The organism is Marinobacter sp. DUT-3, assembly GCF_050379435.1.
Taxonomy (GTDB): domain Bacteria; phylum Pseudomonadota; class Gammaproteobacteria; order Pseudomonadales; family Oleiphilaceae; genus Marinobacter.
This window is the reverse complement of sequence record NZ_JBNRMG010000012.1, coordinates 38,705-53,522: the sequence shown is the minus strand read 5'-3', so window position 1 is coordinate 53,522 and position 14,818 is coordinate 38,705. Positions and strand designations below refer to the sequence as shown.

11 protein-coding genes, 1 tRNA gene and 1 pseudogene are annotated in these 14,818 nt (G+C 50.4%); 7 read left to right on the top strand and 6 right to left on the bottom strand.

Annotation, left to right across the window (positions count from 1 at the left end):
- Nucleotides 1-23: 23 nt before the first annotated feature.
- From ACQUWM_RS16260 to ACQUWM_RS16250, 3 genes are all read left to right on the top strand, one after another.
- Nucleotides 24-776, top strand: coding sequence for a DUF3427 domain-containing protein (locus tag ACQUWM_RS16260; RefSeq protein WP_428922847.1), 753 nt, complete (start codon nucleotides 24-26; stop codon nucleotides 774-776).
- Between the two features lie 183 nt (nucleotides 777-959).
- The gene (locus ACQUWM_RS16255) at nucleotides 960-1,361 is read left to right on the top strand and encodes a very short patch repair endonuclease (protein WP_428922846.1); all 402 of its coding nucleotides are present in this window, start codon (nucleotides 960-962) and stop codon (nucleotides 1,359-1,361) included.
- A gap of 109 nt (nucleotides 1,362-1,470) precedes the next feature.
- Nucleotides 1,471-2,733 carry a DNA cytosine methyltransferase gene (locus ACQUWM_RS16250; protein WP_428922845.1) on the top strand — a complete coding sequence of 421 codons (1,263 nt, stop codon included), beginning with the start codon at nucleotides 1,471-1,473 and terminating at the stop codon, nucleotides 2,731-2,733.
- On the opposite strand, the gene ACQUWM_RS16245 is transcribed toward ACQUWM_RS16250, so the two are convergent.
- A complete protein-coding gene (locus ACQUWM_RS16245) occupies nucleotides 2,730-5,471 on the bottom strand; it encodes an ATP-dependent helicase (RefSeq protein ID WP_428922844.1) in 2,742 nt (913 codons plus the stop codon). The genes ACQUWM_RS16250 and ACQUWM_RS16245 overlap by 4 nt on opposite strands.
- 292 nt (nucleotides 5,472-5,763) lie before the next feature.
- Here ACQUWM_RS16245 and ACQUWM_RS16240 point away from each other — a divergent pair, with 292 nt between their 5' ends.
- Both ACQUWM_RS16240 and ACQUWM_RS16235 read left to right on the top strand, forming a co-directional pair.
- On the top strand, nucleotides 5,764-6,534 hold the full coding sequence (locus ACQUWM_RS16240; RefSeq protein WP_428922843.1) for a hypothetical protein: 771 nt from the start codon (nucleotides 5,764-5,766) through the stop codon (nucleotides 6,532-6,534).
- A 2-nt stretch (nucleotides 6,535-6,536) separates the two neighbouring features.
- Nucleotides 6,537-7,466 carry a thymidylate synthase gene (locus tag ACQUWM_RS16235; RefSeq protein ID WP_428922842.1) on the top strand — a complete coding sequence of 310 codons (930 nt, stop codon included), beginning with the start codon at nucleotides 6,537-6,539 and terminating at the stop codon, nucleotides 7,464-7,466.
- A gap of 37 nt (nucleotides 7,467-7,503) precedes the next feature.
- Here the strand turns inward: ACQUWM_RS16235 and ACQUWM_RS16230 are convergent, their stop codons facing one another.
- A complete protein-coding gene (locus tag ACQUWM_RS16230; protein ID WP_428922841.1) occupies nucleotides 7,504-8,616 on the bottom strand; it encodes a hypothetical protein in 1,113 nt (370 codons plus the stop codon).
- 43 nt (nucleotides 8,617-8,659) lie between these two features.
- Entirely contained in the window at nucleotides 8,660-9,484 is an 825-nt protein-coding gene (locus tag ACQUWM_RS16225) for an XRE family transcriptional regulator (protein ID WP_428922840.1), read from the bottom strand.
- Between the two features lie 388 nt (nucleotides 9,485-9,872).
- Between ACQUWM_RS16225 and ACQUWM_RS16220 the strand changes: the two are divergent.
- Nucleotides 9,873-10,022: pseudogene (locus ACQUWM_RS16220) on the top strand (phage integrase); the annotation flags it as partial.
- Nucleotides 10,023-10,100: 78 nt separating this feature from the next.
- Nucleotides 10,101-10,709 (top strand): hypothetical protein, encoded by a 609-nt coding sequence (locus ACQUWM_RS16215; RefSeq protein WP_428922839.1) that lies wholly within the window; start codon nucleotides 10,101-10,103, stop codon nucleotides 10,707-10,709.
- Between the two features lie 78 nt (nucleotides 10,710-10,787).
- On the opposite strand, the gene ACQUWM_RS16210 is transcribed toward ACQUWM_RS16215, so the two are convergent.
- From ACQUWM_RS16210 to dnaG, 3 genes are all read right to left on the bottom strand, one after another.
- Nucleotides 10,788-10,864, bottom strand: a tRNA-Ile gene (locus ACQUWM_RS16210).
- 101 nt (nucleotides 10,865-10,965) lie between these two features.
- Nucleotides 10,966-12,813, bottom strand: coding sequence for an RNA polymerase sigma factor RpoD (gene rpoD / locus ACQUWM_RS16205; RefSeq protein WP_407001346.1), 1,848 nt, complete (start codon nucleotides 12,811-12,813; stop codon nucleotides 10,966-10,968).
- Nucleotides 12,814-12,990: 177 nt separating this feature from the next.
- Nucleotides 12,991-14,727, bottom strand: a complete 1,737-nt coding sequence (gene dnaG, locus ACQUWM_RS16200; RefSeq protein ID WP_428922838.1) for a DNA primase — start codon at nucleotides 14,725-14,727, stop codon at nucleotides 12,991-12,993.
- Nucleotides 14,728-14,818: the final 91 nt, after the last annotated feature.

Sequence of the window (14,818 nt, the reverse complement as noted above, 5' to 3'; positions counted from 1 at the left end):
AATCAGATAGGTTGATTGACCACATGTACACAATCGGCTCCACCTACACCCGGAAAGATATATACGAAATTCTCCAAGTTCCCACTGACCAGAGGGGGGGTGATTGGCTCAACGGCTACCACCGTCACGGCACTGACTATTACATCTTCTGCAATGTGGGGGTTCCTGGGCGAACCGGCCACGACTACGACAACCATTGGGAAGGCGAGAAACTGATCTGGTACGGTCAGGATAAGTCTCACTTCGGGCAGGGCGCCATCCAAAACCTGGTCTCAAGCGAGTACCGGGTTTTTATCTTCTACAGGGAACAAGACCGGGCACCCTTTACCTATGCGGGTGTAGGCACCCCGATACCCCATACGCAAATGCAACGGCCAGCGAGGGTCGATTGGATATTTGGTTCCGATAGCACCGATGAGGCTCCGGTGTTCACTGATGAATACTACCCTGGGGCGAGCTATAGGGAAGGCCAGCGTACCCAGGTGCTAGTGAACCGGTATGAACGTGACCGCAATGCCAGGGATGCCTGTATCCAGCACTATGGCCCCCGTTGCGAGGTTTGCACTCTGGATTTCGAGGAAAAGTACGGAGAAATTGGGAAGGGATTCATCCACGTCCATCACACTGTTCCTGTCAGTAAGCTAGGCGAGGAATATACCGTCGATCCCATAAAGGACCTGGTTCCGGTGTGCCCGAATTGTCATGCGATGCTACACCGAAGAAACCCACCCTATTCTATCTCAGAACTGAAGTCTGCTTTGGAGGGGGAGGCCTGAGCCTCCCTTTTAAACCTAGCCTAGTCGTATATTAACCGAGATGCTTATTTTGACCGGACCGATTATCAGGAGCACGCTGGATAGGGTCAGGAGACCAATTACGAGTTCTAGGTAGTACATTTTTCATCCCATTGTGGTGTATTCCTACAATAGACTTCTTCTAATGCGAGAAACTGGGGAAAAATGACCTCCGAAAATCGCAGAAAAATAATGCAGGCCAATAAACCTGCCAATACCCGCCCTGAAATCCGGGTTAGGAAGGCCCTCCATGCCCTAGGATACCGGTTCCGAATCCACCGTAAGGATCTGCCAGGAAAACCGGACGTTGTCCTTCCCAAGTACAAACTAGCGATCTTCGTACATGGATGTTTTTGGCACCAGCACCCTGGGTGTTATCTCGCATCCAGGCCAAAGACCCGCGAGGATTTCTGGAAGGCAAAGTTCGATGCAAACCGATTGAGGGACAAGAAAAATCAGATCGCCCTGGAAGAAACAGGATGGAGGGTCGAAGTGATTTGGGAGTGCCAAACAAAGGATGAAGGCAAGTTGTTTGAATTCCTCCAAGACCTCGTTAATCCACAGTAAACTACCGCCGGAAGCCCTGTTACAATTCACTTCAATTAATCCTGGACATTATCCTGGACATCAGTAGAATACAGACAGAGTCATAAAGTGTGCCTGCAAGGAAGCCGAAGTGAAAAACGCTCCTGTATTCATAGACCTGTTTGCCGGTTGTGGAGGGCTATCCCTCGGCCTACTCCAGGCTGGCTGGAAAGGCGCCTTTGCCATTGAAAGGACTGCAGATGCGTTCCTGACATACCGCCATAATCTTATCGACAGTGTCCGCTTCCAATACGATTGGCCCGAGTGGCTTCCCAAACACGAACACGACATTGAAGCCTTTCTGGATGAATACAAGGACCAGTTAGCAAGTCTGAATGGGGAAGTGGACCTTATCGCAGGTGGACCTCCATGCCAGGGATTCTCGCCAGCAGGTAAACGGAATCCTAAGGATCCTCGGAACCGAATGGCGGAAAAGTACATCGAAGTCGTCCGAATCGTTAAGCCAAAGTTCCTACTCCTGGAGAACGTCCGTGGCTTCAATGCTCCCTTCGAGAAAGCATCCAAGGGAAAGAAGGCCGTCCCATATTCCCACGTCGTGAAGCGCCGGCTACAGAAGGAAGGCTACAACGTAGAATTCCGTGTACTTGTCAGCGCCCATTGGGGCGTACCTCAAATGCGCCCCAGGTTTATCCTAGTTGCGACACGTAAGGACCTAGAGCTCGATTGGAGTCCCTTCGGCGAATTGCTGGAGAATCGTCATTCATTCCTAAAAAGCCACGGTTTGGACTTTGGGTGCCTGCAAACAACGAAAGATGCCATCGATGACCTACGCGTAGAAGGGAAAGAACTCATCGATAGTACGGATGGGAGTGTGCGCGGCTTCAAGCAAATCAAGTATCAGGAACTGGCTTCCCCTTCGGCATTCCAGCGGCTAATGCGCATTGGTATAGGGGAAGGGCAGGGGCCGAATAGTCTTAGGCTTCCCAGGCACCGGACACATATCGTTGAACGCTTTAAGCGTATCCTCGAAGAATGCCCCAAGGGTAGGACTTTGACCCAGGAACAAAGGGACCGTTACGGCATCAAGAAGCACTCTATAACTCCCCTGTGTCCAGATCGTCCTTCGGCAACAGTGACAACATTGCCGGATGATTACCTTCATTACTGCGAGCCTCGCATTCTCACAGTAAGGGAAATGGCCCGTATCCAGTCGTTCCCTGACTGGTTTGAATTCCTGGGGCAGTACACCACGGGCGGCTCCCAGCGGACCAAGTCCTGCCCCCGATATACCCAAGTGGGCAATGCAGTTCCGCCCCTCCTGGGAGAGGCGTTAGGTGAGATGGTGATTGGGGCTATTGCGCAACTAGGAGCTTCACAACGCAAAGTTGCCTAGTTAACCCGCTGGAACCTACAAGGGCAGTCCTTCTTACCACACCGTTCATCTAGATTGTTGTTACGGATCTTATCGGCGGCAACCTTTATCTCGTCCTCGGCTTTGTGCATGTGCTCATTGTTGAGTCGGAAGTTGTTTTCCTGACCAGATGCAAAGTCATAGATTTGCAGGTAGTCGGCATTCTCTCCAGTTAATGCCTTGTAGCCCAGGGCATACAACAGGAGCTGCTTGATCCCAACGGCGTTGCGTTGGACATCGTATTCGGACTTAAAGTCAACGATGTAGGTTCTTGGCTCACCGTTAAGGTCCCGCTTCTTGATCAAGTCCATACGACCGTTCACGATGATGCCGTCCCCAAGGTCCAGCTCGATATCTTTCTCCGCATATTCTACATTCGTAAATTCACCTTCGTACTTTCCGTAGTACTCGTTGACAGCTTCACGGGCCTTTTCATGCATTTGATCCTTAACATCTTGGATCGCATAGGGAATGTGGACATGTCGTTCGAGCAGCTCATCAAGCTCGGCCTTTGACGGCGTATTGCCATCCATTGCCCGACGATGGATTTCCATCAGGGTGTCATGGATCGACTTACCATAGCCCATTCTCGGGCTCAGGGGCTCTTTGAAACCATAGAGGGTGTAGTACTTGAAGGAGTAGGGGCAGTTATAGAACGCTTCCAGAAGCGTGAAGTTTAGGACGATATCGCTTATCGATTTCTCGTCGCGTCTTGGTGCGGTTGGACGGTCCTCAAAGTGGTATTCAGGGTTACTGAAGATGTAGTGGGTGCCCTTGATGTGCTTCAAGAAATCGGATGGTTTCTTATCGAAACGTCCTTCTCCAGGAGCTTGGCTTATAAACAGGAATTTCTTGCTACGGGTTAACGCAACGTAGAGGAGTCGAAGCTCGTCCTCCGTTGTGCCCTTCAATCCCTCGTAGTTCTTGATCAACTTTGGGTCGAGGATGTGCCAAGGACCCAGGCCGCCCCTCCCCTTGGGTGGAAAATAGTTCTTGTTCATCCTGGGAAGGAATACGACGGGCCACTCAAGCCCCTTAGCTTGGTGGATGGTGGTAATCGTGACAGCATTGGGAGTGGTGATTGACCTGTTGAGCCAGCCTTCCGAATAGTGGTCTTCGGCAGTGTAATAAAGGAAGTTCAGGAAGTTGGTGAGTTTTTCATCTTGTTTATCCCGGAAGTGGATAACTTCGAAGTCCTCGATCACCTGCGAGAACATACCCATGTTGTAGAATACTACCTCAGCCATAGATAGGCCCTGGTCTGAGGTTCCTTGGATGCGCTCTTCTGTTATCTCGGCATTCTCCCGGAACGTAATGAAGATTTCTTGGAGATTAAAATACTCATGCCATTTTTCATTATCTGGAACAATCTTCGCCAGTTCCTCAATTGCATGGGTTAGGCGTCCATCGTCGAGTCCTGCGGAAACTGCCTTCCAGGAATCAAAGAGCTCGTCCGGACCAATTTGGCGGCCGATAAACTTATAGATATTGACGCAGGCCTGGATCTCTTCCTTCTCGAATAGCTGCGACACGCCGGTAACAACGTATGGAATCCCAGCCGCCTTTAGGGCTTCTGAAAGTTGTGTGGCAGGTTTCCAGGTCCGAAGTAGGATTGCCATATCGGAGTAGTCCAGCCCCCTAGCTTCACTATTGGCCTTATCCTGAAAGGCTTTATTCCGGATGTCCTGAATCTGCCTGACAATATAGGCGTCTTCCTCGTCGTAACACGAGAACTGCTCTAGCTGGAGGTCACCTTCCTCATACTGTTGGTGTCCTGCGGGGTTCATCTCCTTGTCTAGTCGATGGCCTGGGGCAATTGCCTGGATGGCCTTGTGGGCAACCTCTACGATGCCCCTAGAGCTCCGGAAGTTGTCGTTGAGCGTAACCGTCTGGACGTTGTGGTATTTATCCTGAAAGTGGAGGATGTTATCCAGCGAACTGCCCCGCCACTGGTAAATGGTTTGGTCGTCGTCACCCACGACACAGAGTTTCACGCCAATGGAGTGTAGTTCCTCAATGATCTGTTCCTGGATGAAGTTAACGTCTTGGTATTCGTCAACAATCAGGTACTTGATCTGCTCCCCCATCTTAGCCTTGGTTTCTGGCTTCCGGAGTTCGTCCAGAAAGCGTGTAAGGATCATGGTGAAGTCAAAGTAAGAGTGTTTGTCGAGTTGCTCTTCGTATTTTTCGACCGCATTCTGGATAACCTGTGGTACCTCCATGCCGTCGTTTACCTGGCATTCCCGGATGATATTCATCGTGTCGATAAATACACCGGTATCCCTGTACCTCCAGAGTTCCCTTTCTTTACCCTGGACGGTGACAGGAAGGTCTGCCATGCCCATTTTCCTGTAGCGCTGGTTAATGAAGAGCTGGAGGCGAATTTGATCTAGGACGGAATACTTCTGGTACCCAAAGATGTTTTCTTGGAGGTAGTGCATACACCATGCATGGATGGTCCCAATGTACAGTTCCGCCATCCCCTCAACGGACCCCAGACGTTCGTTGGCAAGGGTCAGTACCCGGTGTTTCAGCTCGGCAGCAGCTTTCTCTGTGTAGGTGAACGCAACGATATTCCGAGGTTGAACTCCATCCTGTTGGAGGATGTTGATAATCCTCTCTGAGACGACCTGGGTCTTCCCAGAGCCGGCACAGGCGATAATCTGAAGGTTGTCATCAATGGTACTTATCGCCTCTCTCTGGGATTCTGTAAGCTCCATGGCTCCTCCGAGTAGTCCGTTAATGTTTGAGATATAGATGGTTAAGGTACACTAGGTCAAGGAAGAGTGGTAAGCCGAAATTGTGGTGCCTTGTAAAATGAGCTTCCTTTTTGAAGGTCTATGCTTGAGTAAAAAGCTCCGCAATAAGCCAATAGTTGATAGGCTGCAGACTTTATAAATTATCACTTATTGTTCTAATTGATTTGTTCTGAGGTTTTCTGAGATAAGAAGTCAACGTTCAGGTGGCAAGTCGCCATTTAACATCATCTGATAGGTCGAATTAAAGGTTTTTATGCTATTAACTAAAGAGCTTATTAAATACTATGGTCTGGTAAAGGAAGGTGTTGATGATGGGTATAGGTCAACTACCTACGATTTAAGAATTTCTAAAATAATTGATTCTGATGGAAAAGAAGTAAGCGATGATTGCTATATAGAATCGAGTGGGATAGTCGAGCTGATTTCTGAAGAAGTTGTTTCTTTGCCGAATTTTGTAACTGCGTTTGCTCATGTGAAGACAGGTTTGTCGTCAGAAGGATTGTTGGCCCTTAATATAGGTCTAATAGACCCAGGTTGGTGTGGGCCATTGTCAACCACGCTTGTGAATTTTGGTAAGCATAGGAAGTTGCTGCAAAAAGGCGATCCCTTTTTAAGGGTTACTTTTATTCAGTCTATGCCTGTTGAGGATTGCAAGACGGTTGCGAAATTACGGTATGACTATGAGAAGGATAAGCGGAAGACTTTTGTTACAAATTTTGATCGAACATTTCTAGGGTTGGAAACGCATATCAAGAATAAAGTTAAACAAGTTAGTAGTTCTGATTTTGAAAAAAGGATCGGTATTATAGCACTAGTTTTTACTACGGTGTTTATTGTTGTTCAAATTGGAGCTAGCTATTTTCTGTACAGTGATCCTTGGGATAAGTCTATTAAAGATTACTATTATGAGCGACTAAATGATGCTCATAATTCAGTTGAAGCCCATGATCTCTCTTTGAGAGTTCAGCGTCTGGAAGAAAGTTTTCATGATGGGGCCTCTGGTGAAGTGGGTGGGGTTGAATAGCGATGTTAAATACATTCAATGATGTAAATCAGGTCCAGGTTTATTTTGCGAAAAAGATACTTGAGGACGGCGAAACTTGTTGTCCAAGAGGCATGGAAACGAAAGAGTTGCTTGGGTGTTCTTTTAAGATTAATAATCCAAGAAATCGCTTGACAACTTTGACCGAAAGACGCTGGAGTTTGCCTCTGGCAATAGGTGAACTTTGTTGGCATTTATCTGGATCCGATGATGTTTCTCCATTATTGTTTTATGCAAAATCCTGGTCAAAATTTTCTGAGAATGGACGAGTGCAAGGGAGTTGTTACGGTAATAGTATTGGCTACAATCGTGACATCTCGTTTAGTCAGTGGAAGATGGTGAGGCAGTTATTAATTCGTGATCCGGGTTCCCGAAGAGCCATTATTTTCTTGAATGTAGCAGATAATAGGCTTGATCCATTAGCAAAAGATGTTGCATGTGTCTCGTCGATTCAGTTTATTGTTCGTCAAGGTAAGTTGCACGCCATGACAAATATGAGAAGTAACGACTTGATTCTAGGTCTTCCTTACGATGTTTTCTTATTTTCATGGCTTCAAGAGTTAATGGCTTCCGAGCTTGGCTATGAGCTTGGCGAGTATTATCACAATGCGGCTTCTCTACATATTTATGATCGGCATTATGATTTGGCCTCTAGAATTGTTGGGTCGGACTTCGTTTCTGATTGCAAAATGCCAAAAATGGATGAATTGGAGTCCGTTATCAAGTTTGTGGAGCTGGAAGACAGGGTTAGAAAAGGTGCAAAGTTAGAGGTAAGTGTTGGTAGATATTGGGATGCCTTGTTGTCAAGTGTTGAATATTATTCAAATAAAAGGAATGGGAGGTCGGGTGGTAAGGATGTTGATGGCGAGAACTTTAGTATATATAAAGCAATAGTAGATAATATGAATTTATAATTCAAGGGTGGAGAACTATTCTCCACCCTTGAATAAATTAATTCTTGCTAGAAAGCGAGGCAAGTAGCTCGGCTTGATGCCTGCTCGGCTGTGCGTCGGATGAGCCATCTTCAAGAGGGGTCGTATTATAATTAGGAACTTCTAATTTCAGGCGCTCGCGTGTCGAAGTGAAGTCCTCCGAGCCAATTTTGTCAATCATCAAGTCTAATAGTTTGTGGCGCGTCTCTAAATCAATTACTCCGTCCATTTTGAATGCAGGTGTCTCTATCCCAAAAATTGCTCCATACGCCAATAGCAAGCCCATTAATGTTGACGCCTTTTTTCCAGGTATGTCAGGAAGTCGGAATTTTGACCATACAGATCCTGGAGACATGAACTCAGCAACTGTAGACATTGTTAGTTCATTTTTAGAAGCTAACATGTTCACAGCATCATTTATGTTTAGGTTGCCGCTAGCTATTGATGAAAGCTCTTTAGAAAAAGCTTCAATGTATGAAAGGAATGTAAATAGTTTTGCGATGTCGAAGTTTGAAATGTCTTCTTTTTTCTCGATTCTGGTTGAGAAATATACTTGGTCATCAGATTTAAAGACTGGATAGATTAAGTGGTATATGTCCGACCAGTATTTATCGATACAAAATACAGTTTGTCGAGAGTTTATTGATCTTTGCATAACTCCCGGTAGGGAACTTCTCTTAAATGATGGCCCCCAAATAACATCTCTTCGCAGTTCGAAATCCATTTTTGATAAGAGCGTTCCTTCCTCATCCTCAATTCTGACGGCTTCTTTGGAAATATATGGATGACCAACTATCCTTCCGACCAGCAGCTTTGACCTATCCATCGAAACCACCAAATCTCCCGGCTTCATTTGGGCAATGAAATTTCTCACTTGGCCATAGTGAGATGCTGCCCTGAATTTCCATGATGGATTGCCAGTTTCTTGAGCTTTAACATTCAGAATATTCTGTACGGTGCCTAAATTAGGGAAGTACTCCCCAGGGTAGGTATTGCTTTGACTTTCTCCATCGAGGTGACCGATTGCAACACATCTTGATCTTTTGAAGTGTGGTATGAAATTGCCACTGGAAGAGGCTCTTACAGCCCAAATTCTTTGACCAGGTGGTTTTTCGATAACTTTTTCTAGCACGCCTCACCCCTAAGTAAGTCAAGGTAATAAATCTACTCGTTTTTTATAGGTCTTTTCCAACCCAAACAACCTTCCCAATAACCTCTAGGCTCTCCAGATCGGAACTAGAAATCTCTTGCGGGGGATATTCCTTGTTGTCACTCAACAACTGCACCCCATCATTCCAAAGCGTCTGAATCCGCTTAACCAGCAAGTGATCCCCGTTCCGAATCACATATATGTGCCCGTCCCGCAACTTCCTTTCACTGGTATCCACCATCACTGTTTCATTGTCAGAAATCGTTGGTTCCATGGAGTCACCCTTAGCAAACACCAGCGCCAGGTCCTGCTCATGAAATCCCCGGAACCTGAGCCACTTTCTTCGAAAGGCCAGCTCCCTGGTTGGTGCTTCGTCTCCGGCAATGGCTCCATGTCCTGCAGCAACCTGAACGTTGTAGCCAGGGATCAGGGCAAACTCTTCCTCAAATTGGGAATCCGATTTTGTTGGTTGCTTGCCGGTCGCCAGCCACTCCACTGAAACATGTGCCGCTTCCGCAATGCGCAATAAATTGTCCAGTCGAGGCATCGCACCATTTAGGATTGCTCTTAGAGTGCTGTCCCCCATTCCTGCTTTCTGCGCAAAGCTGCGCGCTGACTGAGTCCCTATCAGCGATTTCAGCCTCTCTGAGAAACCTGTCTCATCAACGTTTTCTTGTGAACTCATTATCGGCTCGACGAAAATAATAAAGAAATGCTCTTTATGAGCAAATAAACGCTGATATTTACCTGTTGGCAAGCTATATTTTGCTTGTAAGCCAATTAAACGCTCAATGGTGAGCGTATAAACGTGCAAAGTAGTGTAGCAGAGCGCAAAACAGTGGACGAGCAAAATCAGATCATCTTGCTAGCAACCCCGGTAATGACTCAGGGACGCTTTGTGCAACTGCCCGGGCCCGCGGAAGGGGGCACACGAATGCGCGAACTGAAACGTCATCAGATCCGTATCTCTACGTCGGTCAAACTGAGAGTGACGCTTCTGGCTTTATCTGAGAGAGGCTCGATGAAGGGGGAGCCTAGTCGATACGCCCTACTGGGTGACTTACAACGCCACCAAGTCCGGTAAAAGTCGGTCAGTTCCACTTTCCAAGGAAATCGATAACCAGGTTATCCAGGAACTGTCGTTCCAGGCCTGCTACAGCGCCTTTAGGTCAGCGTTGGAAAGGGCGGAAATAGCAATGCCGAAAGGCCAGTTGATCTACATCTGACGGCGCACTTTCGCGAGCCATTTTGTGATGAGCGGTGGCCACGCACATACGCTTCAGAAAGTTCTTGGACATTCGTATTTGAAGTTCACCATGCGTTACGCCCACCTGGTTCCTGATTATATGGAAGAGGTCATAGATAGGGGGGGCGCTTCTACAAACTGAAGCTCGTGCAGATTCGATCTGTAAGGGCTAGGGTTAAAAGGTATTAATTTTTCATTGTTGTAGTAAGGAGGCTGAATTTTGAGAAAGTCGATCATTATTGGCTTGTACATTTTTTTGTACGCCAGTTCTTTCGGGGCAATGGGTGAGGAAAATCAAGGGCTAAATGCTAGTGTATGGGGGTACGATACTGGATGGTTAATCTTAAAGAACACGGAGAGCATTGACGTCCATTTGAATGATGAAGTTCAAGATGGGTGTTGGACAGATCTGAGTGGGGTTAGGAACGTTGTCGAACTTCAATTAATTCGAAGTGGTTATGAAACCCAGAGGGGAGAAGATGGCAGTATTTTTGTTCCGGACGTGGTCATCGGTGCCGTAGGTTACGAAATACCTGGCTTGGGGAGTTGTGCTGTAGCCGTCAAGCTTGAGGCTTCTGTTCCTGATTTCAGCGAATACACTGTCGGAGACGGTGTGTTGAGTTCGTTACATAGCAAATCAGTTATTACCTATAGTGCGGTTTTAACCGCTAGGAAGGCTAACGCTAACTCCATGATCAAGGGCCAGTTCGAGAGTATGGTTCAGCAATTATTGGTGGATATGGAGCGGGTGAAGCAAAGAATGAGGGGGGCATTGGAGGAGCAGGAACAAGGTTCGGGTACTAGGTACTGGATAGAGCAATTGAAATGAGATGTTTCGTCTAGGTTGACGTTTGGTTGACACCTGAGCTGGTGTCGACGTTTCGGGGGTACCTAAGTCATTGAAAAATGGTGGGCCCAGCAGGACTCGAACCTGCGACCAAAGGATTATGAGTCCTCTGCTCTAACCAACTGAGCTATAGGCCCTTTTTCAGCGAGTGCTGTTTTGAAAGGTGTTTCCGGATGGGGAAACAAAGCGGGCGCCATTATACCGGTGAGGGGTGGCGCCCGCTACTGTTGTGGAGGTGTTATCCGTTGTTGCCCTGATCGTCAATGAAGCCGCGCAGGTGATCGGAGCGTGAAGGATGGCGCAGTTTGCGCAGGGCCTTGGCTTCGATCTGACGGATACGCTCCCGGGTGACGTCGAACTGCTTGCCGACTTCTTCCAGGGTGTGATCGGTGTTCATCTCGATGCCGAAGCGCATGCGCAGTACTTTGGACTCACGGGCAGTCAGGCCGGCGAGCACCATGCGGGTGGATTCGCGCAGGCCTTCAGCGGTCGCGGAGTCGACCGGCGAGAGCGCCTGGATGTCCTCGATGAAATCACCCAGATGGCTGTCTTCGTCATCACCGATCGGGGTTTCCATGGAGATCGGCTCTTTGGCGATCTTCAGTACCTTGCGGATCTTGTCTTCGGGCATTTCCATGCGCTCGCCAAGCTCTTCCGGCGTGGGCTCGCGGCCCATCTCCTGCAGCATCTGGCGGGAGATGCGGTTGAGCTTGTTGATGGTTTCAATCATATGCACCGGAATACGGATGGTGCGGGCCTGGTCCGCGATGGAGCGGGTGATGGCCTGACGAATCCACCAGGTGGCGTAGGTGGAGAACTTGTAGCCACGGCGGTACTCGAACTTGTCGACGGCCTTCATCAGGCCGATGTTGCCCTCCTGGATCAGGTCCAGGAACTGCAGGCCGCGGTTGGTGTACTTCTTGGCGATGGAAATAACCAGACGCAGGTTGGCCTCGACCATTTCTTTCTTGGCGCGGCGGGCCTTGGCTTCACCGATGGAAACGCGGCGGTTGATTTCCTTGATGTCCGTTACGTCCAGATCCACTTCCGTCTGGATGTTATGGATGCGCTTTTGCAGACGAACAATTTCGTCGATGCGCTCGCTGATAGCAGAGGCGTAGGGCTTCTTGCTGTTGCCAATTTTCTCGGCCCAGTCGAGGCTGGTTTCGTTGCCCGGGAACGACTTGATGAAATCCTTGCGTGGCATTTTGCACTCGCGCACGCAGATTTTCATGATCGCGCGCTCGTTCTCGCGGACCAGGTCGTTGGTGGAACGGACCACGTTCACCAGTTCGTCAAACGCCTTGTTGCCCAGCTTGAACGGTGCGAACACCTTGCCAAGCTCGTTCAGGGCTTCCTGGGTTTTCTTGTGGCTACGGCCGTATTTTTCCAGGCACTCGTCGGCGGCGCTGAGCTTTTCTTTCAACAGCTCGAAGCGCAGGCGAGTCTCTTCCGGATCCGGACCGCTCTCGGTTTCTTCTTCGCTGTCGTCATCGTCGTCGCTGTCGGATGAGTCGTCAGAGCTGCTGGTGTCCGGGGTGTTGTCTTCGTCCATGAACGGCTCGGCGCCGTCCGGGTCGAGGAAGCCGGTTACGATGTCGCTGATGCGGCCTTCGTTCTCGATGATGCGGTCGTAGGCCTGGATAACGGTGCCGGAGATGCCGGGGAAGTGCGCAACGGCTGCCATCACGTCGCGGATGCCTTCCTCGATGCGCTTGGCAATGACGATCTCGCCTTCGCGGGTCAGCAGCTCAACGGTACCCATTTCACGCATGTACATACGTACCGGGTCGGTGGTGCGGCCAGCGTCGGATTCTACGGCAGCGAGTGCGGCGGCGGCTTCGGCGGCAGCGGCTTCGTCGGCGGTGGAGTCGCCGTCGGTCATCAGAAGCGTGTCTGCGTCCGGTGCAACTTCAGACACCTGAATGCCCATGTCGTTGATCATGCGAATGATGTCTTCGACCTGGTCTGGGTCAGCAATGTCTTCCGGGAGGTGGTCGTTTACCTCGGCGTAAGTCAGGTAGCCTTGTTCCTTGCCCCGTGCAATGAGGTCTTTCAAACGTGATTTCTGCGAATTGCCTGACATAGACACCCTGTGAACTCGCTGTAAACGGAAAAAGTTAAACAGCCATTATAGCTGTCGCTCGGTTGCTCTGCCACCGGATGGTTAGATGGTGATCAACGCTTCAAGTTTCAAGTGCAATACAGGAATGTTCCTGTATTTTCCTCTGTTTATTCCCGCCGGGCAGCCGCAGCTCCCCGGTCAGTCTTCTGTGTGCCCGCTGAGGGCTTTCAGTTCCTGGCGTTCTTCCGGCGTAAGATCCGCAAGGCTGCGCTTGGCGGTCAGTAATGACGTCAGTCGCTGCTTGCGGGCCGCGTCCCGGTCGGGGGTCAGCAGTTCCCTTGCGCCGGCCAGGGTGCTTTCCCGCGACGGTATGTGTTCGATTCCGTCGAACAGGTGATAAAAGCGCGCCCGCGCCTGCTTGTCCGTCGCCAGTGTGTGTACCAGTTTGCGACGGTCGCGTATCTGGCGTTCCAGAATCCATTCCGCGAAGCCCCTTGCCTGGCCGAACTGTCTGGACTGGCGAGCCAGTTCTATGACGTCGCTGGCCATGTCCGGCGCTTCCAGCAGGGCCAGGCACAGCGTGCTGTCCTTGCTTAGCCTGACGTCAATTCGTTCTTCCTGGATCCGGTCCCGGCGATCGCCAAACCGCTTCTGGCCGTTTTGCGGTTGACGGCTCTGCCAGTTGTTCCTGCCGCCACACAACCGCAGCATTTCGTGCCACATGGCATCCCGCAGGGTGCTTCTGGGCATCTTGTTCAGCAGTGGTTCCGCCCGGGCCCGGAGTTCTCCCCGGTGCTCTGGCAGCTGCAGGTCCAGGCCCTCGCTCTGCCGGTCAAACAGGTAGCGGGACAGGGGCGTGGCGCCTTCTATTCGTTTCTTGAAAGCCTCCGGACCTTCCTTGCGGACCAGTGTGTCCGGGTCTTCGCCGTCCGGTAGCATCAGGAACTGGAGGTGGAGGCCATCCGCCATCAGCTCCAGGGCATTTTCCAGGGCGCGATCCGCAGCGCGGAACCCGGCCTGGTCGCCATCGAAACAGAAAACCAGGTGCCGCACCTGCCTGAGCAGGGCGGTCAGACTGTCCTGGTTGGTCGCTGTCCCCAGTGTGGCGACCGCAAAATGGATGTCGTGCTGTGCCAGCGCGATAACATCCATATAGCCTTCCACGACCAGCAGCTTGTCCAGTTGCCGTATGGCCTGCTTGGCTTCATACAGGCCGTAGATCTCGCGGCTCTTGTGGAAAACATCAGACTCCGGAGAGTTGATGTACTTGGCCTTGTCGTCGCCGAGGGTCCGTCCCCCGAAGGCAATGGTCTTGCCCCTGCTGTTGCGGATCGGGAACATCACCCGATTGCGGAACAGGTCCCTGGGGCGGCCGTACTTATCGGAAACCGTGCCGGTTTCAATCAGCGGCCCCTGCAAGTCCTTGCTGCAGGAATCAAACAGCGCAGTGCCAGTGCCGGGTGCATAACCCAACTGGTAAAGCTGGATGATGTTGTCGTCCAGCCCCCGCTGCCTGAGGTAGTCCCGGGCGAATTCGCCCTGGGGACTGCGCAATGCCGACTGGTAGAGGCGGCTGGCGTAATCCAGGGCGTCGGTCAGTGTCCGGGCCTGTTGTATTTCCTGTTTTGCGTTCTGATCGTAGGGCACTTCCAGGCCGGCGCGCCTGGCCAGTTCCTCGACGGCTTCGGTGAAGCCCAGCCCTTCAAATTCCCGCACAAAGCTGATGGCGTCGCCGTGGGCGCCACAGCCGAAGCAGTGGTAAAAGCCCTTGTCCGGGCGTACGTTGAAGGACGGTGTCTTCTCATCATGAAACGGGCAGCGGGCCTTGTAGCTGGCTCCGGCCTTTTTCAGCGTAATGCGCGATCCGATAAGCTCCGCAAGGTCTACCCGATCCAGTAGATCTTCAACAAAGCGTTGAGGGATCAGTCCGCTCATGATGACTCCGGTTGCGCAGAGGGTGCCGGCTTAGTGTCGTCAATAGCCAAAAATGCCGCCGAAGCCAGGCCTCGGCGGCATTTTGGAATCG